This is a genomic window from Caballeronia hypogeia (genome assembly GCF_001544875.2).
GTDB classification, from domain to species: Bacteria; Pseudomonadota; Gammaproteobacteria; order Burkholderiales; family Burkholderiaceae; genus Caballeronia; species Caballeronia hypogeia.
This window is the reverse complement of the sequence record NZ_FCOA02000020.1, coordinates 118404-141532: the sequence shown is the minus strand read 5'-3', so window position 1 is coordinate 141532 and position 23129 is coordinate 118404. Positions and strand designations below refer to the sequence as shown.

Annotated in this window: 20 protein-coding genes and 1 pseudogene; 7 read left to right on the top strand and 14 right to left on the bottom strand. The window is 57.1% G+C overall.

Annotated features, from left to right (window positions below; all coding sequences use genetic code 11):
- Positions 1-24: 24 nt before the first annotated feature.
- Together AWB79_RS25485 and AWB79_RS25480 are read right to left on the bottom strand one after the other, a co-directional pair.
- Positions 25-240 (bottom strand): hypothetical protein, encoded by a 216-nt coding sequence (locus tag AWB79_RS25485; RefSeq protein WP_061170206.1) that lies wholly within the window; start codon positions 238-240, stop codon positions 25-27.
- Between the two features lie 149 nt (positions 241-389).
- On the bottom strand, positions 390-671 hold the full coding sequence (locus AWB79_RS25480) for a hypothetical protein (protein WP_061170205.1): 282 nt from the start codon (positions 669-671) through the stop codon (positions 390-392).
- 1458 nt (positions 672-2129) lie between these two features.
- Between AWB79_RS25480 and AWB79_RS25475 the strand changes: the two genes are divergently transcribed.
- The 3 genes from AWB79_RS25475 to AWB79_RS25470 all read left to right on the top strand — a co-directional run bounded on the left by AWB79_RS25475 (position 2130) and on the right by AWB79_RS25470 (position 3157).
- Positions 2130-2333 (top strand): cold-shock protein, encoded by a 204-nt coding sequence (locus AWB79_RS25475; protein WP_061170227.1) that lies wholly within the window; start codon positions 2130-2132, stop codon positions 2331-2333.
- Between the two features lie 208 nt (positions 2334-2541).
- Positions 2542-2769: a hypothetical protein gene (locus tag AWB79_RS40595; protein WP_074169426.1), complete on the top strand. Its 228-nt coding sequence runs from the start codon at positions 2542-2544 to the stop codon at positions 2767-2769.
- Between the two features lie 100 nt (positions 2770-2869).
- Complete coding sequence (locus tag AWB79_RS25470) at positions 2870-3157, top strand: hypothetical protein (RefSeq protein ID WP_061170204.1); 288 nt, start codon at positions 2870-2872, stop codon at positions 3155-3157.
- A 325-nt stretch (positions 3158-3482) separates the two neighbouring features.
- Here AWB79_RS25470 and AWB79_RS25465 read toward each other — a convergent pair whose 3' ends face one another.
- Positions 3483-4331, bottom strand: coding sequence for an amidohydrolase family protein (locus AWB79_RS25465; protein ID WP_082862463.1), 849 nt, complete (start codon positions 4329-4331; stop codon positions 3483-3485).
- A 238-nt stretch (positions 4332-4569) separates the two neighbouring features.
- Between AWB79_RS25465 and AWB79_RS25460 the strand changes: the two genes are divergently transcribed.
- Positions 4570-5310: an aspartate/glutamate racemase family protein gene (locus AWB79_RS25460; RefSeq protein WP_232471008.1), complete on the top strand. Its 741-nt coding sequence runs from the start codon at positions 4570-4572 to the stop codon at positions 5308-5310.
- Positions 5311-5555: 245 nt separating this feature from the next.
- Here the strand turns inward: AWB79_RS25460 and AWB79_RS25455 are convergent, their stop codons facing one another.
- The 4 genes and pseudogenes from AWB79_RS25455 to eno all read right to left on the bottom strand — a co-directional run.
- Positions 5556-6863 (bottom strand): NAD(P)/FAD-dependent oxidoreductase, encoded by a 1308-nt coding sequence (locus AWB79_RS25455; RefSeq protein WP_061170201.1) that lies wholly within the window; start codon positions 6861-6863, stop codon positions 5556-5558.
- A 14-nt stretch (positions 6864-6877) separates the two neighbouring features.
- Positions 6878-7081 (bottom strand): hypothetical protein, encoded by a 204-nt coding sequence (locus AWB79_RS39690; RefSeq protein WP_157695847.1) that lies wholly within the window; start codon positions 7079-7081, stop codon positions 6878-6880.
- Between the two features lie 532 nt (positions 7082-7613).
- On the bottom strand, positions 7614-8384 hold the full coding sequence (gene tpiA / locus AWB79_RS25445; protein WP_061170199.1) for a triose-phosphate isomerase: 771 nt from the start codon (positions 8382-8384) through the stop codon (positions 7614-7616).
- A gap of 59 nt (positions 8385-8443) precedes the next feature.
- Positions 8444-9724 (bottom strand): annotated as a pseudogene (eno, locus tag AWB79_RS25440) (phosphopyruvate hydratase); the annotation flags it as partial.
- 157 nt (positions 9725-9881) lie between these two features.
- Between eno and otnC the strand changes: the two are divergent.
- From otnC to AWB79_RS25425, 3 genes are read left to right on the top strand one after another with little or no spacing between them, the layout of a single operon-like run.
- Positions 9882-10520, top strand: coding sequence for a 3-oxo-tetronate 4-phosphate decarboxylase (otnC, locus tag AWB79_RS25435; RefSeq protein ID WP_061170198.1), 639 nt, complete (start codon positions 9882-9884; stop codon positions 10518-10520).
- Positions 10521-10559: 39 nt separating this feature from the next.
- Entirely contained in the window at positions 10560-11762 is a 1203-nt protein-coding gene (locus AWB79_RS25430) for an ATP-binding protein (protein WP_061170197.1), read from the top strand.
- A gap of 2 nt (positions 11763-11764) precedes the next feature.
- Positions 11765-13498 (top strand): cobaltochelatase CobT-related protein, encoded by a 1734-nt coding sequence (locus AWB79_RS25425; protein ID WP_232471007.1) that lies wholly within the window; start codon positions 11765-11767, stop codon positions 13496-13498.
- Between the two features lie 91 nt (positions 13499-13589).
- Here the strand turns inward: AWB79_RS25425 and otnK are convergent, their stop codons facing one another.
- The 7 genes from otnK to AWB79_RS25390 form a co-directional block, all read right to left on the bottom strand.
- Positions 13590-14867 carry a 3-oxo-tetronate kinase gene (gene otnK, locus AWB79_RS25420; protein WP_061170195.1) on the bottom strand — a complete coding sequence of 426 codons (1278 nt, stop codon included), beginning with the start codon at positions 14865-14867 and terminating at the stop codon, positions 13590-13592.
- Positions 14864-15775 carry an amidohydrolase family protein gene (locus tag AWB79_RS25415; protein WP_061170194.1) on the bottom strand — a complete coding sequence of 304 codons (912 nt, stop codon included), beginning with the start codon at positions 15773-15775 and terminating at the stop codon, positions 14864-14866. The genes otnK and AWB79_RS25415 overlap by 4 nt, the downstream gene beginning before the upstream one ends.
- 158 nt (positions 15776-15933) lie before the next feature.
- Positions 15934-17004, bottom strand: coding sequence for an isocitrate/isopropylmalate dehydrogenase family protein (locus AWB79_RS25410; protein WP_061170193.1), 1071 nt, complete (start codon positions 17002-17004; stop codon positions 15934-15936).
- 303 nt (positions 17005-17307) lie between these two features.
- Positions 17308-18639 (bottom strand): MFS transporter, encoded by a 1332-nt coding sequence (locus AWB79_RS25405; RefSeq protein ID WP_063963542.1) that lies wholly within the window; start codon positions 18637-18639, stop codon positions 17308-17310.
- A 54-nt stretch (positions 18640-18693) separates the two neighbouring features.
- Positions 18694-20319: an NADP-dependent glyceraldehyde-3-phosphate dehydrogenase gene (locus tag AWB79_RS25400; protein ID WP_061170226.1), complete on the bottom strand. Its 1626-nt coding sequence runs from the start codon at positions 20317-20319 to the stop codon at positions 18694-18696.
- Positions 20316-21794: a pyruvate kinase gene (gene pyk, locus AWB79_RS25395; RefSeq protein ID WP_061170191.1), complete on the bottom strand. Its 1479-nt coding sequence runs from the start codon at positions 21792-21794 to the stop codon at positions 20316-20318. Before pyk ends, AWB79_RS25400 begins: the two co-directional genes overlap by 4 nt.
- 28 nt (positions 21795-21822) lie before the next feature.
- Entirely contained in the window at positions 21823-22926 is a 1104-nt protein-coding gene (locus tag AWB79_RS25390) for a porin (RefSeq protein ID WP_061170190.1), read from the bottom strand.
- Positions 22927-23129: the final 203 nt, after the last annotated feature.

Here is a 23129-nt window from a genome sequence, read left to right as displayed (position 1 = left end):
GCGTCTCGATCTATCGAGATCATTTCAACCAAAACGAACTTGAAGCCATTCCTGCGCCCAGTTCTTCGCAAAGGCAATGGCTTCGTCACGCCGGTCGAAGCCGGCGAGGTCGCCGCTCACAAAAAGCTCCGTTTCAGCGCCGTCCTCACGGTTGGTGCTAATGCGCGCGTGCGCCATATACTCGCCATCGGCCCGGCGTGGCGTCGGATCGATGCGAAAGTTGCAGGTGTTGAGTTGCATATCGTTTCCTCCCTGATCGCCGCGAGAAGCTCTGAATCGCGGCAATTTCTCGTTGTTACACCAGGCGCCCCACCGGGTCTCGATTGAAGCGGCCCACATCGTGCTGGCCGTTCCGTGTAGATCTTGACGCAGCGAGCGCACTCGCAGTGCTAGTCAAGGAATGTCCTCGCCTGCGGACTCGTATCAATCATCTGCTCGGCGTATGCAATCGATGCGCGCCGCGCGTCGCCGGCGCTCTGGAACGGCTCGTCAGGACTTACCTTGAAAACACGACCGCGCGCTATTCCGGTCTTCGCCGATGGTTCCTGAATGCGCACGGCAGCATCAAATTCGTCGTCGTGGTGGTGTGCCTGCCGGGCGCCGATGGGCCGATGCGGAAAGACGAGCGGATAAATTTCCAGGCCACGATAAAGGCGGATTTCGGCTGTCATTGAATGATCTCGCGCCGCACTCATGCGGCAAAATAGGTAAAGGTGCGCGGAACAGTATCGGCAATGCTGACAAACTTGACCGCGTTGCACGGTCTCCGATCTGAGGCTGATCCCGTTCAGAGCCAGCGTTTGAGCGCTGACGCATGCTGCGAACGGGCGCTTGGCTCTCTGAGGCGCTTGGCATCTCTGGATGCATCCATCCTACGCCGTTAAAAGATTTTGTATAGCGAAATTCATGCGTAGTCGCCGTCCCGTGTCGGAACCCCCGTCTTTCTCTATGACGCTGTACCGTCTCAACGTTTGGACGATGATCGTCCTCTTACCCGTACGACCAGTGTTACCGACGCCCCAACTTGCGGCACATCGCCTCGAAGATCGTTTCGCATCCTCCAAAAGTTTGACGCTCCGTGCTGCCTCATTTCTTCGACGCCCTGATAGGGTCGGCCGACCATATGCTGCAACAGCGTCACGACAACACTTCCCACGTTCCGTCGGCGCTTCTGAGCAAGTCATCGCCGAACACCAACTTCGCGTAGGCTGCGCCAGCGCGTTCAGCATGATTAATTCAGCGCGGCTCGTTCTGATCCGCATATGAATGGCTTCATCCGCACGATCCGGTGCCAAGTCCCGCGCGCCGGGTGAGCGCAACGGTTCGATCGGCTCTCGCTGCGTGGGGCCTCCGGGTCCGGATTCTCTGATTCGTCGTCGCTGTCGGCAAAGTCAGGGCCCACCGGCCTCCGCCTTCTCCTGTAAGTCAGAATCAGCTGCCTCCACTCTCTAAAGGTCGCAGCGTCTCCCTGCGGGTATGACGACTCTACAAGCCACGAATCGCGACCTGCTAAACTCAGGAACGTCGATCACTTCAGACGTGCGTAGATGCAACTTGAACGATGACCCAGGCGAACACAATGAAAAACCATGCGGCTCTTATTCAAGATCGAGGACTTCGAGGCTTCTCGCACTTGCTCGAAGAGATGCGCCTCCATTTGTCGACAGGCACCGCTCGTCCGGCCCGCCGTTCAAACCTCGCAGCGAGCCAGAATCCGGTCGAGGAAAGAATTCCAAAAAAAGGTTCGGCACTCCGGTTCTAACGCGATCCATGTCACGCTCGCCCGAGAGGGACACTGTAGCCCAACGGCATGGAGACCTGTCCCGGTTGTTATGGAGCCCGCCGCTGATGCGCTATTTGATCGGAGACACGTCTGAAATATCCGCCCTGAGCGGCTACAGCCATCTCAATGGGCCAGGTGCAGCCGGCGATCGTGTGAGTCGACGATGTGAAAAAACGGATTCCTTGACGAACCGACGCCGCAGTGATAGTGTAAGGCGCGAAAGTTCAAGAATTCGATTGCTGTTCATCAATAGTTCCGTTCCCCTCTGCGGTATTCGTTGCCCTCTCCTTCCTTGATGCTTCCGCTGCTCCTCGTGGAGCAAATCGCTATTTTCTCAAGGATTATCATGGATACCGGCACCGTAAAGTGGTTCAACGACAGCAAGGGCTTTGGCTTCATCACCCCAGACAGTGGCGGCGACGATCTTTTCGCGCACTTCTCCGAAATTAGTGGCGAAGGCTTCAAGACCCTCGCTGAAAACCAGAAAGTGAGCTACGAAACGAAGCGTGGCCCCAAGGGTCTACAGGCAGCGAATATCAAGCCGCTGTAACGCACCGTTTTGCCCAGCGTCCCGACGTGGGCGCTGGGACTTCTCGCCTGACCTCACGCGAACCCGCCTTTCCGTCACCAGCGTTTCGTCATACCCTCGTAGGACGCGCTACCAGACGCCCTCGCTCGCAACAACACGTGCACCGGATGCAGATCAGTGCGCCCATCATCGGGCGCGGCGCGCGTAAGCCTCCATACAGAACTATAAAATGCAAACACAAAATTCCGATCATCATTACCGCGGCTACGCCGTTCATCCATCCGCGCATCGCCTGCCCGACGGTTCGTTTTCGTCGGACCTCCTGTTGGAACGGCTGCGGCCGGGGTCTGCCGATGCGCAGTACCGCTTTTTTTCGCTCGACTATTTCGCCAGCGAGCATGAGGCAATCCGACACTCCTCTCGTTGGGCCCAAAGCTGGGTTGACAACTGCGGATAGTCAAAACGTTTGACTCGGCCGACCCGGACCACCACCTGCGAAAAATTTAATTCGGGCGCGAATTCGCGCGTATAGTGGGGCACGCCCTTGGAGAAAGCTCATGTCAGCCTTGTCACCTCGCATCTACAAGGGCTTCGAGCTCTATCCCCTTGTCTTCGAACGCACATTCGATCGGTTCGACCGGCACTCCCGCTATGATGAAGGCTACGACGTCGCTGTACGGGTGTGCCGGCAAGAAGCTGCGGGCGTAGCCGGCGCGAGCCGCGTATTCCGGTTGAAGCTAACGGCGTCAATCTCGGATTTCGGCGCCGCACGACGTGCCGCGTGGCAGCAAGGCGAGGACATCATCGACGGAAAGATTGATGGTGCGGACGTGAGCGACCTGTAACCTCGCGTCTGTTACACGCCCCATACCACATACAACGCCTGTCACCGCCGTTCGGTCAAGCGAGACGCTCTGCTGTTGGTCGTGCCCGACTGATGGAGCAGAGGCGCTGCTGCGCTCCCCGATCAAATGTATTAGGACTCCTAATGGAGGAGTGTTAAATTCCTTTATGTCAAACCCAAAATTGGATGAAACCGGTAGCTTCGCTTCTCGACGGCGTAGTGACCGCGAGCAGTGCTCGACCGACAGTTCAAGTTGAGCTTGCTCGAAGTTTTCGTCTGAGGACGACCGCAAAAGTCGGATCCGCTGAACACGGGTTTGAGATGCGCTAAGCGAATTTGAACAAAGATGCAGGATTGCTAACGAGAATTGACTTGCGTGTGGACGAATCAGGAACCCATTCGAAGAAGCGCGCTAGAAGGTTCGCATTGTCGATCGGATAGAACGGGCTAATGTCATCTTTTTTCCGACCGGCAACTCTTCTTGAATCAGTGTGCGGCCAATCGCTTCCCCAAAGTATTCTTTTCGGGTTCGCCCTGATGAACGCTGCCGCTAGTTCGCCCATACGTCCGTACCCGGGGGCGGTGGCCTCATGATACGGAGCGGTCCATTTAACGAACGCTTTTCCATCTTCTATAAGGCCCTTGACTCGATCGAAGCCTTCTTGAGTTACTCCTGATCCGTCAGCGCCGGCGAAGTGGTCCAAGACGAACGGTGCTGGCGAGCTTTGGATCGTCTGTGCCAAGGACGCGATGACTTTCATCGGCAGATATACTTGGACATGCCACCCCAGCTCTGCAGCTTGCCTACCGGCGCGTTCGAGGACTCCTTTGAGAAGCGTCGGATCCTTCGCACCGCCCGTCTGATTAACTCGCAAGCCCATAATCCCAGCCGCACGATAACGGTCCAATTCACTGGAAGTCGTGCTTTCAGGTAGCACTGCGATTCCTCGAGCGCTACTTCCCAACTGTTCAAGTGCGTCCAATAAGCAAGAGTTATCGGTTCCGTAAAAGCTAGGCTGGATGAGGACCGAGCGCTCGATCCCGAGTTGCTCGTGCATCTCACGAAGCTGGTCGACCGAAGCCATGGGGGGCGTGTACACCCGTGACTGAACCATCGGATAGCGATTGTATGGACCGATGATGTGCGAGTGGCAGTCACATGCGTGTGCCGGCATCGAATAACGCGATCTTTTCCCGGTGGGCTTCTCGACAGCACCGACGGGAAACGCGGCGACAGCTGCTGCGGATGTGATCGCTTTCAGTACTGACCTACGTGTAGTCACAGTCTCCTCCTTCTTGTGAAAGTATGGTAATTTCGTACTGTACGTTCACATAGAACAATGTTTAAGCTAGCGTTAACACTGAGCCCGCCTTCCACTTACGTGCGAACAGCACAAAACCGGAGGTGCTTGATTGTTCGGCTGGCCGATTTCTTTACGTTTGTTGTACTATTGTGGTAACGAAAAACAATCTTGGATTTTCACCATGTCGAGTCAACATCCACGTATCAGCTTGATTCACGCGACGCCGCTGTCAATTCAACCCATCGCGGACAGCTTTAAGCGTTTGTGGAGCGACGCGAAAATCTACAACCTGCTGGAGGATTCGCTCACCGACGATCTTCGTGGACTGAGCGGGGATATCAGCGCCATGGCACCTCGGTTTGTCCAGTTGACCCAGTACGCATTAGGGAGTGGCGCTGACGCTGTTCTGTTCACCTGTTCCGCTTTCGGTCCAGCTATTGAGACTGCGAAGGCCTCGGTCATCGCGCCGGTGCTCAAACCGAATGAAGCGATGATTGAAGAAGCGGTGGAACTCGGTTCACGTATCGCCTTGGTCGCCACGTTCGAACCGGCGCTCGCACCAATCAGTGTTGAGTTTCAGGCTCACGCCGCAACTCTTGGCCGCACTCTGGTTCTTGAGCCATTCCTGGTGAACGGCGCTTGGGACGCCATTCAGCACGGCGACAAAGAGCGCCACGACCATCTGATCGTTGAAACTTGCTCGAAACTGTCGGGGTTCGACGTGGTGTGCTTCGCTCAATTTTCAATGACAACGGCACAAGCCCAAGCACAACAGGCGACCGGGCGACCGACGCTGTCTACTCCCGATAGCGCAGTAAAAAAGCTTATGAGTGTTTTGGGCCGCACCTGAAGATCGGGGGCGACGGTGGTGGGTTTGCGGATCGCTGCGGAACCGCCAAGTTCTTCCAAAGCATGTTGACGCTTGACTGAGGTATCAGACGGCTGGTGATAGTCGTCGCGGGCGTCAGGACCGGCGCTCGACGAAATCTATTCGATCAGACAACAACGGTGGAGCCCTCTGCATTTTGAGACAGCCCAAACGCCAGTCCCAGCTTTTCGCCGAGAGAGAAAAGCCGGCGCAAGCGCCGGTAAGGATCAGTGAAGTTTCACTCTTGGGCGCGCCATGCGTCTAAGACGATGTGCCAAAACATCGACTATGGTACGCCTCAGCCCGGAAATTGCAGTCCGATGTTTTTGGTATAGCGCGGTGTACATCAGCTTCGCGAGCCCGCCCTCAAGCAGCAGGCTCGCGCCGGGGAAGCCACCAATCAAATGGCCTATCGCCTTTGAGGATCCAAGTGAGACTAAGGAACCATAGTCGGTGTAGTGAAAGTCACCGATCGCCATTCCGCGGGCCCGAGCACTGATTGCCTTGGCAAGATATACGGCCTGCTGATGTGCTGCTTGGGCGCGAGGAGGCACGCTCCGGTCGTTCGTCCAACTGCAACTCGCACAGTCGCCCAGTGCGAAAATATTATCATCGCTGACGCTTCGTAGCTTGCCGTCGACCGTCACTTGGTTGATGTGATTTACAGCAAGGCCATTGATACATCCCAATACTGCTGGGGCTTTAATGCCGGCAGCCCAGATTACGATGTCAGTAGTTGCAATATGCCCGCTTCTCGTCCGTATTTGGTCTCGGGACACCTCGACAATGGGGTCTGACAAGCTAACTGATACGCCTAGCTGTTGAAGCATTTGCTGGGCCATCGCCGATATCCGTTCGGGCAGCGCGGGAAGAATCCTCGTCCCAGCCTCAAAAACGGTGATCTCGAAGTCGCCCGTCGGTTCCGAAGCGTGTAGGCCGAATTTCCGGAAACTCTCTTCCATCCTCCTTAGCTCGCCTGCGAGTTCGACACCCGTGGCTCCCCCGCCGATAATTGCAATCTTGACGGTGCGGTGAAGGCCGGCTTCTTTCAACGCATTATTTCGAACACAGGTATGCAGCAGCCTCTTGCGAAGCCGTTCCGCTTGTTCAAGTGTGTCCATGGTAACCGCGTGAGTTTCGGCGCCGCTTATGCCAAAAGAGTGAGTGCGGCTACCGAGCGCAAGGACGAGCGTATCGTATTCAATCCAGCGTGTGGGTAGGACGACCTCGTTCGGTCGCTCGTCGTCGCGAATCTCGGATAAGCGGAGTCGACGCGAACCACTGTCGAGCTCTACCATCTCGCCTAGCGCAAAACTGAAATGATGCCAGTGCGCCTGAGCAGCGTACTCAATTTGATGCGCATCGACATCGAGACTTCCCGCAGCAACTTCGTGAAGAAGCGGCTTCCAGACATGGGTTGGGCAGGCGTCCACCAACGTGATGAGCGCTTTTTGTTCCCTGCCCATAGTGTCGCCTAGACGAGTAGCCAGTTCAAGGCCACCAGCGCCTCCTCCTACAATAACGATGCGATGCATATGGTTCCCTCATTTCAGTTGTAGCCGAGGATCGCAATTGAACGAACGTCAGCACGGTCGGAGGTGTTGCTTGCGAGTGCCGCCATGGGGGGCTGAAGCAACAATTCATAAGGAGACGAAATGTAGCGTTGCGCAGCAATGTTGGGCTGACGAGATATTGCGTGCGATGCTGCCCGTCCTTCTGTTTCGGACTCAGTCACGCGGATTATGTCGTTCATCTCAATTCCTATAATTCAAAGGCCGCCGGGACAAGGTCCGGTCGAGTACTGGGGATGGGACAAGCTGCAATCTCTCGACACTGAGTTTGCGAGTCAATGCGCCGAAGAGGCTATATTGACTCGGAGCAATTCGTCGAGGCGGGCATAACAATCTAGGAAAACGCCTGATGGGACGGTTGACAGTTGTGTGGAGAAAGTCACAAAAACGCGAGCGATAGCACTTGCCCCACTTTCATCAACTCCACACCCGAGTCCATGATGAGCATCTTGGGAAACACGCTCCAAGGCTTCTTCCGCAGCGCTAAATTGCGAGTACTCCGCCCTACCAATGCCGGACTGCCAGAGAAGGTAAGACAGGTATGTGGCGCGGACCATCTCATAGATGGCGTGCTTGCTTCCCTGCCCTTCACGACAGACTGCGAGCGACAGATAAGCCCTCAGCAGCAGATCTGTGACGAACCGCTGCCCGAGAGGCAATCGGTGTCGAATGTCTCCGGCCGAGCAATTCGCTGATGACCGCAACCTTCCGTCCTTAGGCATTGTGGGATGACACGGCTGCGGGGAACGAGTTGATAATCGCGAGAAACTCGGCAGCATCCAGTGCAGCTCCGCCGACGAGGCCGCCGTCAACGTCGGGTTGCGCGAAGATGTTCGACGCCGATGATGACTTCACACTCCCGCCGTAAAGGATCGGAGTTCTTGCCACGTTCGGTGCGTGTTCCTGAAGAATGCTTCGCAAGAATGCATGCGCCTCTTGCGCTTGTGAGGCGCTCGCGCTTAGGCCGGTTCCGATCGCCCACACGGGTTCATACGCAACGATGATTTTTTCGATGCCCTCTGACCCAACGCTTTCCAATACGGCAGTCAGTTGTCGCTCAATGATATGGTTCGTCTCACCGGCCTGCCTTTCCTCAAATGTCTCGCCGACGCAGACCACGGGGGTGATTCCCGAACTTATACATCTTGCTGCTTTGCGGCCGACCACGTCCGACGACTCCCGGTGATGGAATCGACGTTCAGAGTGGCCAACTAACGCGTAAGAGACGCCAAACTCAGCGACCATGTCAGCCGAGATTTCGCCCGTATAGGCGCCCGAGGTATGCGCTGATACGTCTTGGACCCCCAAAGCAATGCCTGTATTTGCGAGCAAGCTTTGCGCTTGCGAAATGTAGATCGATGGAACACATACGCCGACGCTAATGCGCGGATCTGCTTCTTGCGTCAAGACGCCTTTAAGGAGCTCGGCGTTAGCGACCGACGAGCCGTTCATTTTCCAGTTGCCTAATACGAACTGCTTTCCCATTCGGAGTGAACCTCGACATGATCGATTAGAAGGGGCATCGTAAGGACGCCGTTTAGCGCGCGCAGATTATAGAAAGCTGTTCTGCCAGGGTAGCTCGCGATATCGCCGAGATCTTCCTCGATGCGCAGCAACTGGTTGTACTTCGAAATACGGTCGCTGCGCGACAACGAACCCGTCTTGATCTGGCCGGCGTTCAGACCGACGGCGATATCCGCGATGGTCGAATCTTCGGTCTCGCCCGAGCGGTGCGAGATGACCGCCGTGTAACCCGCGCGCTTGGCCATTTCGATGGCTGCGAAGGTTTCCGTCAGCGTGCCGATCTGGTTGATCTTGATCAGGATCGAGTTCGCGATGCCCTTCTCGATGCCTTCCTTCAGGATGCGCGTGTTCGTGACGAAGAGATCGTCGCCGACGAGCTGGATCTTCTTGCCGAGCTTGTCGGTCAACGTTTTCCAGCCGTCCCAGTCGCTTTCGTGCATGCCGTCTTCGATGGAGACGATCGGGAATTTGTCGACGAGCGTAGCCAGATAGTCCGCGAATTCGGTCGACGACAGTTGCAGGCCTTCGCCCGCGAGCTGGTACTTGCCGTCGTGATAGAACTCGCTCGCCGCGCAGTCGAGCGCGAGCAGCACGTCTTCACCCGCGCGATAACCCGCCTTCTCGATGGCTTGCAGAATGGTCGACAGGCATTCGTCGTTGCTGCCGAAGTTCGGCGCGAAGCCGCCTTCGTCGCCCACTGCCGTGCTCATGCCGCGCTCGGCGAGAATCTTCTTGAGCGCGTGGAACACTTCCGCGCCGCAGCGCAGCGCTTCGCGGAACGTCGGCTGGCTCACCGGCACGATCATGAATTCCTGGATGTCCAGGCTGTTGTTCGCATGCGCGCCGCCGTTGACGATGTTCATCATCGGCACCGGCAGTTGCATCGCGCCCGAGCCGCCGAAGTAGCGGTACAGCGGCAGGCCGGCTTCTTCAGCGGCGGCCTTGGCGACGGCCATCGACACGGCGAGCATCGCGTTCGCGCCGAGGCGCGACTTGTTGTCCGTACCGTCGAGCTCGAGCAGGGTCTTGTCGAGGAAAGCCTGTTCCGAGGCGTCGAGGCCCATGATGGCTTCGGAAATCTCGGTGTTGATGTGTTCGACGGCCTTCAGCACGCCCTTGCCGTTGTAGCGGCCGGGTTCGTCGTCGCGGAGTTCGATGGCTTCGCGCGAACCAGTGGACGCGCCGGACGGAACCGCCGCGCGGCCCATCGTGCCCGATTCGAGCAACACGTCGCATTCGACAGTCGGGTTACCTCGCGAATCAAGAACTTCACGGCCAATCACATCCACAATCGAAGTCATGCGGTTTCGCCTCTTGGGTTTGAGTGAGGATGGGTCGGTTCTCCAACCGTATGTATTGTGCAATAAATTGTATCGTGTATCAATGTAGTACAATCACCAATGCGTTGGTTTTTCGCCAGTCACTTGCTCACATCTACTTTCTTGGAGTTCTCAGGCCATGAGCGTCGAATCAAAACTTTGCGAAGAAATCTGCGACGTTGGAAACAGCTTGTACAGTCGTCGATACACAGTCGGGAGTGCGGGCAATATCAGCGCGCGTATGGAAGATGGCTGGCTCATTACTCCCACCGATGCGTGCCTTGGCCGCCTGGATCCGGCTGACATCGCAAAGGTCGGGCTTGACGGCCAACATCTTTCAGGATCGCGCCCCTCAAAAACCCTCGCTTTGCACAGGCGTATCTATGAGGCCTCGCCTGAGACTAAAGGGGTCGTACATACCCACTCGACGAATCTTGTTGCACTGACGCTTGCAGGAGTATGGCGACCGAGCGATGTGCTTCCGCCGATCACGCCTTATTATGTGATGAAAGTGGGGCACGTTCCGTTGATTGCATACCGTCGGCCCGGTGCATCGGAAGTAGCGGACGAGGTTGCGAAGCTTGCTGCAGAGGTCCGCGCGGTGCTCCTCGAACGATCGGGTCCGGTCGTGTGGGAAAAGTCCGTCTCCCAGGCGTCCTATGCACTGGAAGAACTCGAAGAGACCGCCGCACTATGGCTCGCAACGGGTCGTTCGGTCGAACCGCTGGGCGATGAAGCGATAGCTGAGCTGTGCCAGACCTTCGGGGCGCGTTGGTAGGATAGATTCCAAGCCTAAATTGCAAATTTCGAACGGCTCATGCGCACGAACCCCGAAACCTCGCGAAGTGACCAGTCACTGCTGGGTGTCTACTGGCAACCGGACGATGCGGCTGCAGGTCAATGGACCGTCTCCCACGCGGATCGTCCGCACATGTACCGCATCGTCCATCGGCGCGACGTTGGTGCCGCACGCGTCGATACAGTTGTTGATCTCGACAATCTTCAAGCCAAGTTGCAAAAATGGCATCGAGAAGGTTTTGTGAGGCAGACGGTCAACCACGAATCGCCCTCCCCGAACCGATCCACGTTCCTTGCAGACCTGCGGCGAGCGGTCTCAATGCACAAAGCGAGCACCGACGAGCTCCGCGTCATTCACAGGATTGGCAACGTTTCATTGCCCGTGGGAAACGGCGGTCCGCTCGTTCCGCCGTTGAACCCGAGCTACCTGTTTGCTGCCAGGTCCGAGAACGTGTTATGGGATATCGTCGAGAACCGGCGCATCCTGCTGATCGGACATACGGGAACGGGAAAGACCAGCCTCATCGAACAGGTTGCTGCGCACACCAATCAAGGTGTTCTGCGATCCAACATGAATGGACAGACCACCGTTGGCGATTTCGTGGGTTTCTGGACGGTGAAGGGAGGAGAGACAATTTGGGTCGACGGGGTGTTGCCCACGGCGATGCGCGAAGGTCTTTGGCTCATAGTCGACGAGGTCGATTTTGCGGAGCCCGCCATCCTCGCAGTGCTGACCGCCGTTCTGGAGCCAGGCGGGCGGCTGTTGCTGAAGGAAAAGGGAAACGAAGTCGTCGTCCCGCACCCGTCCTTCCGTTTGTTCGCTACTGCGAATGCCGTAGGAGCGATGGGCGAGTATCGTCATCTTTACCAAGGGGCCAACGTAATGAACGAGGCATTCTTGGACCGGTGGCGCGTGCATCAAATCGACTACCTAAGCCCGGCTAATGAGGCATTGGTGCTCGTGCGCACGTTCGGCGAACGACTCACACCAGCCATGGCGCAGACGCTCGCATCCATTGCCGCCGACTGTCGCGATGCATTCGCTCGCGAGGACCTCGCAGGCGCGTTCTCGACCAGGCGATTGCTCGATTGGACCGAGCTAATGCTCAGAACGTCGGATCCTGAACTGGCTGCGGGATCGACGATTTATGCGAAAGTCAGCGCGGAAGATGCTGCCCTGATTCGCAACATCATCCGGCATCACATCGCGCTCGAGGACTGATCGTGGTCAAGGGGTCCAATTCCAGGCCGGATGAGGATGACAGGCTGAGCACCGTCGAGAAGCTCGCCCGGATCGTCACGCATTCGGACGATATCGAGATTCGTTTTGGTGCTCAAGGTCCCGCGGTAGAAGGAAATGTGCTTGTCTTGCCCGATAGCCTGCGCGAGCCTTCCGTCTCCGTCGACATCCTCACAGGCTACATGGATATGCTGGCCGCGCGGCGATTGCACTGCAACAGTGCAACGCTGGACGGGACAACAACGGGAACAAGGCTCATTGCACAAGTCGTCGACGATTGGCGCGCAGTCAGCGCCCTCGCTGAGTCGTATCCTGGCGCCCGATCATATCTTTCGTCCTTTCGCAGGCATACGGAAAGCGATGTTCTACAGCATTGGACGGAACTTCCGTGGATTGAAAAAGTTCGATGGCGGATCGAGCGGATTCTTTGGGACGAACAGCCCACAACCGCCGAGCAGAGCGCCTCACTCGATTCCACACTGCATTTATTGAACGATCTTCTCGAAAGATCCAAGTCCAGTTCCTCGACAGGCGAAAGCATTCGTCTTGCAGAACAAATTGTTCAGCGGGTCGCGGCATTTCGCTCGGGCAAGATCAACAACATGATGTTCACTTCGAGTGGCGAGTCTCATGAGGCATGCGAGCTTGCCGAGGGACTTGATTGGGACTCGCGCGCGTCTGATAGCAGCAATGACACGCTAGATGGCCCGCCGTCGCACGCATCGGCGGTCTCCGATGCCAGTGATCCCGTCGCCAAGCCCTCGGGCGACGCCGATGCCCTTCCAACAAGCGTCGAATCTTTTGAGCGGCCTCTTCGCTCAATTCCAATTACAACGCAGTTCGACCAGATTACGGACCTGACCGGGCAAGGAGACCCTACTATCTGGAGAAAAATGCGAGCGGCCGCAAGAGCACAGACAGGGACGCTGAAGGCGCGCCTCGAACGTGCGCTGAAAGTCGACGAGCAGACGCACTGGAAGCGGGAACAGGAGCGCGGGGAGCTCGATCGGTCCTCATTGGCGCGGCTCGCAACATCTCCGGCATATCGCACGCCGTTCCGCTCTCGGTACAAGCGTCCGGGGCGTGACGCGGCGGTCACGCTGCTTCTGGACCTCAGCGGTTCCATGGCCGGTCGAAAGATCGAACTCGCGCGCATGTGCGTAGCCGCAATCTCAGACGCGTTGGTTCAGCTGGGATTTCCCTGCGAAGTGCTCGGATACAGCTCGATTGAAGACGCCGGGATGCGCGCATTCCACGAGCAATGGCTAGCGGCGGGCCACTCCCCTCGTGGTTTCAATCGGTTCGTCGAGCGACTCGATCTTCGCGTCTTCAAAAGGTTCGATTCCGGTGACCTTAGCGGGCTTGCGTGCATCGAATGCGGACACGAGAACCCAGACGGCGAGGCTCTTGCTTGGGCTGCAGATCGATTGCTGTCGCGGCGCGCACACCGCCACATTCTGATGGTTTTGCAAGATGGCTATCCTGCGACCGGAGATGGCAACCCGGCCATCCTGCGTACTGATCTGCTGGCCCGTATCGCTGATCTACACGCACGCGGCGTCGAACTTATCGGGGTGGGCATCCTCGCCGATGCGGTCGAGACGTTTTACCCGACAGCAGTCGTCGTGGAGCGGCTTCTAGAACTGCCCACTGCCGCTTTTAGCGTACTGGGGCAGACTTTGCTGAGTCGACGCAACTGGATGTTGGAGCCGCAGTGAAATTGACTAAAGTGACCAGCGCAATGAACAAGCCCGCCTCTCAGGCGGGCTGTCCCCGGACATTCATGAAAGGCTTAACGATACTCCGGCGTCAGGGCGCGCAGCGAAGCGCTTTCTCAAAGAAATCCTCGGTCCCGAAGTTGCCCGACTTCAACGCCAGTGCTAGAGGAACTGCCGCGGTGCCGATCGTCCAGGGCACGCCAGGGTCAATCGGCGCGCCAATCCGCAGCGCCTTGACATCGAGCGCTTTCACGACCGCACCGGACGTCTCGCCTCCTGCAACGACGACTTTCCTCACCTCTGCTCCGTCCACCAATGTCTTGGCGATCTGTGCGAGAGCACGTTCCATCAGTGATCCTGCCTTCTCCACGCCCAATTCGCGCTGAGCGCGCTTCACCTCATCCGGATTCGCGCTGCCGTAAATCAGAACCGGCGCTGATTCGAGCTGCTGCGTGGCCCATTCGACGGCCTCCAAGATTGTCTCATCGCCCTTGGCAAGTTCGAGAGGATCGAGCTTGAACGCAGGTCGAGAGGATGCCTTCCACGCTTCGACTTGCGCGTTCGTCGCAAGGGAGCAACTTCCAGATAGGACGATGCTGCGACCTTCAACACGCGGGAGTTTGGCGGCCGAACTCGTGGGCGCACTTAACTTCCCAGCGTCGCGAAAGTTTGCGGGCAGGCCCATTGCGACACCCGAACCACCCGTAATCAGCCGGTGACCCATCAACGCACGTCCGATCTGGCAAAGATCCGCATCGCTAACCGCGTCAACGATCGCGTATTTCACATCACCTTGGCGCAGTTGCTCGAACTTTGCGACTATCGCCTCCGCACCGCGCGACACATCTCCCAGATGTACCGCACCGACCTTCGCCTGCGTCTGACTCTGCAGAACGCGAACGAGGTTGGCGTCGCTCATAGGCGTGAGCGGATGATTACGCATCCCGGATTCGCTCAACAATACGTCGCCGACGTAAAGATAGCCCTTGTAGATCGTTCTTCCGTTTTCCGGAAACGCTGGGCATGCGATGGCGAAGTCGACGCCAAGCGCCGACGCGAGTGCGTCCGCGACCGGGCCGATGTTGCCTTCCGGCGTAGAGTCGAAGGTCGAACAGTATTTGAAGAAGAACTGCTCGCAGCCCGCCTTCTCTAACCAGTCCAGCGCATCGAGCGACTCCTTCACAGCCTGCGCCGCTTCAACCGTTCGAGTCTTCAGCGCGATGACAACCGCATCCGCGTCTGCGATATTTAGGTCCCGTGGAACGCCGATGACCTGGACGACTCGCATGCCACCACGCACGAGCGTGCTTGCGAGGTCTGTTCCGCCAGTGAAATCATCGGCGATGCAACCCAGAAGTGGCTTGCTCAAGATATGTCCTTTTGCGGTTGCACCGCGGTTGACTCAAAGCCGAAGAGGGCTGTCGCGTTATTCACCAGCAATCGAGTTCTATCGGTCGACGCTCGCGCCCAGTCTCTCACGAGGCCGAAGTTGTGCCCTTCATCTTCTTTTCGGAAAGGTTCTATGTCGGTCGGCTTGGCATTAGCAGAACGTTCGCTACCACCCGTGTGGGGCCAATCGCTGCCCCAGATGACTTGGCTGGGCGCCGCTTCGACTAGCCTCTGCGCGATCGCTGCAGTATCCCTGTAATGAGGCTTTAACAAGGAGATCTGATAGGGGCCAGAGAGTTTAACGAAGACCTTTCCAGACTCCATCATGTCGAGCAGCGTCGATATTCCTGATTGCTCCGGTCCCGCAGCCGCCTTTGCCAATCCAAAATGATCAATGACGACGCGATGCGGCAGCGATTGAATTCGGCCCTCAAGCGCTTCTAAGATGGGAAGCGCAGCATAAATCTGCACGATCAGCGGCTTGCCCCGCAACGTCTCAACGGTCTGCTCGAGTCGATTAATCGCAGCGTTGAAGTTGCGGTCTTTACCTACTTCAAGGTTGATTCGAACGCCTACAACGCCTGCTCCGATGAGGTCGTCCAGTTGCTGATCTGAGAAGGAACCGTCGATAACGGCGATGCCACGCGCATTCGCGCCAAGCTGCTCAAGCGCATTGACCAAGCAAGAATTGTCAATACCGTACACACTCGGCTGGATAAGAACAGTGCGTTGCACTCCGATCGCAGAATGGAATCGTTGCAATTCCTGGACTGTCGCAGGGGGAGGTGTGTACTTCCGCGTTGGGGAGTACTGGAACTGATGCGGGTCGAAGATATGACAATGCGAGTCTACGACGCCCTCTGGAACGGCGAAGCCGATCGGGGACATATACCCTACTCCTTTCCCATGACGTTTCCGAGTTCGAATAACGGGTGTCGCTTGCCGGCGCCCGGCAACCAAGGACGTCACAGAGGCATATCGCTCCGGCGTCCTCGAGCTCGCTCAAATCGACGCGGGTGACACATCCCCGCGTCGGTTTCCCTTCATTAGCCAGCGATCACTCGCGCGACTTCATCACCGAAGGCCTTGCAGCCGAACTTGCCGCCCAGGTCGGGCGTGCGAGTGGCCGGGTTTTCCAAGACCTTATCGACCGCCGCTTCCATCGCGTTGCCTGCTTCGACGTACTCCGCCTTGCCGTGATGCTCCCCCATCCATTGAATCAGCATGGCCACCGACAGGATCATCGAAACCGGGTTTGCCTTGTCCTGACCGGCAATGTCGGGCGCCGAGCCATGCTGAGCCTGAGCGCAGCAGTGCGTGTCGCTCGCCATCATTGACCCCGCCAAACCGAGGCTGCCCGAAAGCTCGCTCGCGAGATCGCTGATGATGTCACCATAGAAGTTGGTGGCGACCAGCACGTCAAATCGCTCGGGCGAACGCACCAGGTGCGCGGTCGAGGCGTCCACGAGCAAGTCGTCCACCTGAACCTCGGGGAAGTCCTTCGCCACATCACGCACGCACTCGAGGAACAGGCCATCCGTCATGTGGAAGCTGTTGGCCTTGTGGATCGCGGTGACCTTCTTCTTGCGCTTCATCGCGAGTTCGAAGGCGCGGCGTGCGATGCGCTCGCTACAGTGGCGGGTGATCTTGCGCAGGGAGATAGCCATGTCCGGGCTCGGCATCAGTTCCGCCCAGCCCTTCGTCATATTGCGGTCCGGATAGAAGCCTTCGGTCGCCTCGCGCATGATCACGAGGTCCATCGTCTTCCCTTCGCGCATGTTGGAAGTCAGGAACGGACGCGTGCGCGCCGGCCGCACGTTCGCATACAAGTCCAGTCCAATGCGGAAGCCCGCCGACACATTTCGGCCACCTTTTTCGGGAACCGGATAATCGGCGTGCGACTGCGTACCCAGGATAATGCCGTCGTAGGTTTTCGCTTTTTCGAGCACTTCGTCGCGCAGGGTCGTGCCGTGCTTTTCGAGGCTTACGAAACCGACATCGTCGTAGTCGAAGGACAGATTCAAGCCGAACTTCTTGTCAGCGGCCTGCAAAGCAGCCATCGAAGCTGCGGTAATTTCGGGACCGATGCCGTCGCACGGCAGAACGAGAATACGCATTACAAGTCTCCAGAGATTCGGCTGCTCATGAGCCACAAGTGTTGATGGCACCGATTGTACTTCATAAACGTACGATACAATCTAAGGGTTTGCTCTAGTTTTTCGGCTGCACCGGGCGGGCGCCGTTATCGCGCACCGTGGAAGATGCGCCGGCGCGCCGGTTTCAACTGGATGCAGTTGTTGACGATCGAGGACAAAGCTGAATTCTCGTTCCTAGAACGCTCAAGTCGCTCGCTCTGCCCGCTCTTTCACCGTTCGACTTGGAAGCTCGTTTCCGCTTGTTCGGCTTGGGTCTGCTGCAGGCTAGACTTTCTTGAAAGTGGGGTGCCGCGACGGCCTTTGATCACGTCCTCCGCCCGTCTCAGAGCGAGCCACAATGAGAACAATCACGCCACTCAGCGCCAAGAATCCACCCAACATCGCGAGTGCCCACACATACGAGTGTGTCGTCTCCCGGATCCAGCCAGTCAGATAGGGACCGACAAAGCCACCGAGATTGCCAAAGGCGTTGATAAAGGCAATGCCGACCGCAGCCGTGGTCCCGGAAAGAATGCTCGCGGGTAGGGTCCAGAAAACTGTGTTCGAAACCCAAAGACCGGTGGCCGCGACGCACAGCGCCACCATGGCGATCCAGGGACTTCCGGCAATGCTGGCCACGACGAAACCGACGGCTCCGAGAAACGCAGGCAGCGCGATGTGCCACTTCCGTTCGCCCGTCTTATCCGAATGTCTGCCGATAAGGACGCTTGCCACAGCGGAGAATACATAAGGAACGGCAGATGCAATACCGACTTCAACTGTGGTCAACGTGCCCAGGCTCTTAATGATTTGCGGCAGCCACAAGGTGATCCCAAAAAAAGCCAGCAACACGCAGAACTTCGAGAGCGCAAAAGCAAGCGTGGGACCATGAAGAAACACGTCTCGTACACGGACAGGACTATGTCCGCGGCTTTCCTTTGCCTTCGTTTCTTCGCTGATCTTCGTAACCAGCCAGTCACGCTCGTCGGATTTCAGCCACTTCGCATCTTCAGGGCGCTCGGTCAGTACCCAAAGGGTCAACACGCCGATGATGATCGCCGGTATGCCCTCAATGATAAATAGCCATTTCCACCCAGCCAGACCGCCCAGATGATTGCCGAAGTGTAGGATCGCGGTGGAGAGCGGACCGCCAATGATGACGGAGATGGGGTTGCCCAACATAAACACGGTGATGGCCTTGGCGCGTTCTTCCGCCGGGAACCATCGCATCATATAAAACACCAGGCCGGGAAAGAAGCCAGCCTCAGCTACGCCGATGAGAGCACGCAGCGTATACAACGACGTGGTGTTGAACACGAATGCCATCAGCGTAGCAAGCACGCCCCAGGTGATCATGATTCGAGCAAGCCACACGCGAGCGCCCACTCGTTGCAGAATGAAGTTGCTGGGCACTTCAAACGCCACGTATCCAATGAAAAGAATCCCCGCTGCGAAGCCATAGGTACTGGGCGATAACCCCAGATCCTTGTTCATCTCCAGCGCGGCGAATCCAATGTTCACCCGGTCCAAAAAGTTAATAAGAAACATAAGGATCATGAACGGAATTAACCGCCGCGACACCTTCGCCATTGTCCGAGTATGAATCTCAGGTTTCATTGTTGGGAACTCCCGTTGTTACCGACGTCTCCGTCTCCAGGAGACGTCGCGGTGTTAAAGCAAGAATCCGGTCGCGATAAAATTCGAACGGCGTCCGTCGACAATCGCGTTCAGCAGCGTTTTATCGGAGGACGACTTGCGCGTCGCCACCATCGATCGGATAGAGAACGAACGCAGCGCGTCACTCACCGACAGCGTCCCTTCCGCCGAATCTTTGCGACCGGCGAAAGGAAAGACATCGGGGCCGCGCTGACACTGACAATTCAGATTCACACGACAGACCTGATTCACGAGTTGGTCGGTTAACGCCCCTATCTGCTCCGCATCGTTTCCGAAAAGACTGACCTGCTGGCCGTATGGCGATCGGATGATGTATTCGAGGGGTTCGCTCACGTCGTCGAATGGTACGATCGGCACGACCGGACCGAACTGTTCTTCGTGGTACAACTTCATTTCATCCGTTACCGGATAGACGACGGCAGGCCGAAACAAAGTCCCAGCGCTATCGCCGCCGCCCGGGTTGACCACGCATGCCCCGAGGCTGACGGCCTGTGCTACGCATTCGTCGAGGTAGCGCGGCTTCTGCTGATCGGGAAGCGGCGTGATTTGGACGCCTTTTTCCCAGGGCATCCCGCACTTCAGATCCTGAACAGCGCGTGAGAACCGCGAGACAAACGTGTCAGCGATTGACCGATGAACAAAAATCAGTTTCAGCGCAGTACAGCGTTGCCCATTGAACGACAATGATCCCGCGACACACTCGCGCACTGCCGTATCGATGTCTGCGTCTGGAAGAACGATCGCTGGATTCTTTGCGTCCAGGCCAAGCACCGCTCGCAGCCGATTCGATTTCGGGTGCTGCTTCTTGAGCGAGTCCGCGACACGGCTTGAACCAATCAGTGCGAGTACGTTGATGTCTCCGCTGGCCATCAGGTAAGGAACAACTTCTTCTCCCCGACCGTAGATCGTGTTAACCACGCCCGGGGGGAAGGCCTTCTGAAAAGCAAAGAGCAATGGATAGAACAATAGTGCGCCGAATTTGGGCGGCTTCAGGACGATCGTATTCCCCATGATCAGAGCAGGAATGAGGGTGGTGAACGTCTCGTTTAGCGGGTAGTTGTACGGTCCCATACACAGCACGACGCCGAGCGGTGAGCGGCGAATTTGGGCAATGGTTCCTTCGACAACGTGAAACTTGGAGTTTCCGTTGTCGAGCTCTTTAAGCGCTTCGACAGTCGCGGATATATATTCGACCGTCCTGTCGAATTCCTTCTCCGCATCAGGCCTTGCCTTACCGATCTCCCACATGATCAGGCGCACCACCTCCTCGCGACGAGCAACCATCAGGCGTACAAAGTGTTCAACACACGAGATTCGTCCGGCGACCGGCATCGTCGGCCAACGCCCGCGACCGCTGTCGTAGGCATGCACAGCAGCTTCAAGGGCGTCCCTGGCTTCGTTTACACCGCCGAGGGGATAGCTACCTACCTCGAACGGAGCCAACGTTCCGTCCTCTTGCCGCAGTTGAATCGCAGACAGCGCTGTTTTGCAACCGCGGTCGATACGACGCATTTCACCGCCAACTAACGTCTCACGTTGATGCAGCGGCGTAATCCTCGTTTCGGCAGGGACATCGCTCAATCGAGGAAACAGGTTCGCCAAGTCATTCACTGAGTTCAAGAGGTGCACTCCTGCGTCTGCGCCGTCGAGGCGTTGTTCAATTCAACCGCCGGAGCCAATTCTGACGGCCATACGATTCGCATCAAGTTCGTCGAGCCCGGTGTTCCAAATGGCACGCCTGCCGCGACAACCAGCGGGCGCCCGCTTTGACAAAGGCCCTCAGCTTGTGCTGCATCAGAAGCGATTGCGACAATGTCCTCTATGCTGTTTGCGTCCGAACTGACTCTCGAATTTACGCCCCATACCAAAGCCAGCCGGCGCGCGACTTCAACATTGGGCGTAAGGCTTAAGATGGGTGTTCGCGGTCGGACCCGAGAGATCCTCAAGGCGGTTGCGCCGGACGACGTATACGTGACAGCCGCCCCAAGCGGCAGGACGTCGGACACGGTGTTAATCGCGGCGCCAATCGCGTCGGTGGGGTTAGCTGTATGCTGGGCGGCGACAGCGTTCATCAATTGACGCTGGAGGGGATCAGACTCCGTACGACGGATGATTCGCGACATCATCGAGACGGCGTCGACGGGGTATGAACCAGACGCTGACTCAGCAGATAGCATCACTGCGTCCGCTCCGTCATATACGGCGGTCGCGACATCGGACGCTTCAGCGCGTGTGGGCGTCGATGTTGAAATCATGGACTCGAGCATTTGCGTCGCGACAACCACGGGTTTGCCGGCGTCTCTTGACAGACGAATCAGGCGCTTCTGCACGAGTGGCACGTCTTCGGGCTGCATTTCTACGCCAAGGTCTCCTCGCGCCACCATGAGCGCATCGACCACATCAATGATCTCGACGATATTGTCGACAGCCTGAGGCTTTTCGATCTTGGCCATTATCCCGGCGCGGCCTTGGACAATCGACTTCGTCTCGATGATGTCTTGAGCACGTTGGACAAAAGAGAGGGCAACCCAATCCACGCCCAACGACAGACCAAACTCGAGGTCTGCGCGATCTTTAGGGGACAAGGCAGCGATAGAAAGGCTCGCATCGGGGACGCTCACTCCTTTTCTATCGGAAATTTGTCCCTTAACGATGACCTCAGTGACGATACGGCCTTCAGCGACCATCAGGACCTTGAAGCGCAGTTTGCCGTCATCCACGAGCAAGTGGTGACCTGGTCGTACAGCGGCGAAGATTTCGGGGTGAGGCAGATGCACGCGCTCCCGATTCCCCTGCGTAGGGTCAACGTCAAAACAGAACTGTTGCCCCTCCTCCAAGACTTCCTTTCCGTTTGCAAAACTGCCGACACGGAGCTTCGGCCCCTGCAGGTCCATCAGGATTCCAAGCGGCTTTCGCAGTCTTTTCTCAACGGCGCGCACAGCGGAGTGCCTGGCCGCGTGCTCGGCATGATTGCCATGGCTGAAATTAAGACGGAATACGTCCGCACCTGCCCGAGCGAGCGCTTCGATCACGGTCTCTGTGGAACTAGCTGGCCCGAGGGTGGCAAGAACCTTTGTTGCCCTGCTTCTTTGCATCTGGAATTTTGTTGCCCGGTTGTAGGCTTTAGAAGAAGTGCTGCAGGCCGGCACCGATCATCAGTTGATGATTGGTTTTGGCGTCAGTGGGAGTAAGGCTGTAGATCTGGGCCGCGTAGCCATGCTTGGCGCGCTGGTAGTCGACCGTTGCGTAGATGTCTGTTGTTTTAGAAAGCGAATAATCGGTCATGAAGCCGACTTGGTTCCGGGTACCTTTCATGATCACGTTGGTACTCTCGTTGTTCGGCTTCGAATAGAAGTAGCCGGCCGCCACAGCAAGTGACGGCGTAATGCGGTACTGTCCACCAAATTCAATCGTATCTACCCGGTCACCAGTCGCCGACCAACGAGCGTTGGTGTAAAGGCCTGCGATGCGCACCGGTCCGAACTGATAACGTGCGCCGCCACCGTAAGTTTGATAGCTGCTGGCGGCGTTGTTTTCCTTGTAATTCGTGTAGACGGCGCCCGCCAACAGGCCGCCATTTGCATATTTGGCGCCAAAACTTTGAGTGCTGCCGTTCGAGAAGGCTCCGGCCTGGCCGCCGAAACCGTACATCGCACCCAGCGTGAAGCCTCCGATCGGAGCGCTCGTCAGCTTTGCCGAATTGTCAACACGAACGCCGCCAATGCGGTCAAAGTCGGTCGTACTGCCGTTGTTTCCAAAGATCGCGTTAGCCGTACCCGGGCGGTGCATGAAAGAGCCGACGTAGTTCGATGCGGCGATCGGCGCGAGGTTGTCGTAGAAGAAGTCGTATTGACGGCCTAAGCTGATCGTTGCCCATGGCGACTGCAACCCGACCCATGACTGACGACCGAACATACGCGTCACCGCCTGCGTAGTACCGGAGGCGGAAGTCCCCTGACCGAAAGTTCCGTTGTTTGTATTGAAGCCGTTTTCAAGTTGGAAGAGAGCGTGCCAATTTCCACCGAGGTCCTCGACACCCTTGAGGCCGAAGCGGTTACCGTTAAACATACCGCTGGCTTCTTGTGTTTGAGCATGGCCGCCCGCATTGTCGACATATTGAATGCCCACATCGACGATCCCATACAAGGTCACGCTGCCTTGCGCATGGGCACCCAAGCTAAGCAAGCATCCGGCAGTTGCACCGACACCCAATAAAGTCTTCCGCATCTCCGACGCTCCAAATATTGTTTTATACGTCTACTAAGTACAATAGAACCTAAGCAAAATCACGCCGCGAACGACCGGTCCGTAATAGGTTTTTTTGTGGGAAAAGAGAGAACAGCAGCGAAAAATGTACTTTCTCTCTACAGGATACAATTTACGACATCGGAAGCAAGTCGGGACCTCTCGTTTACCCGACAGTGGTGTTT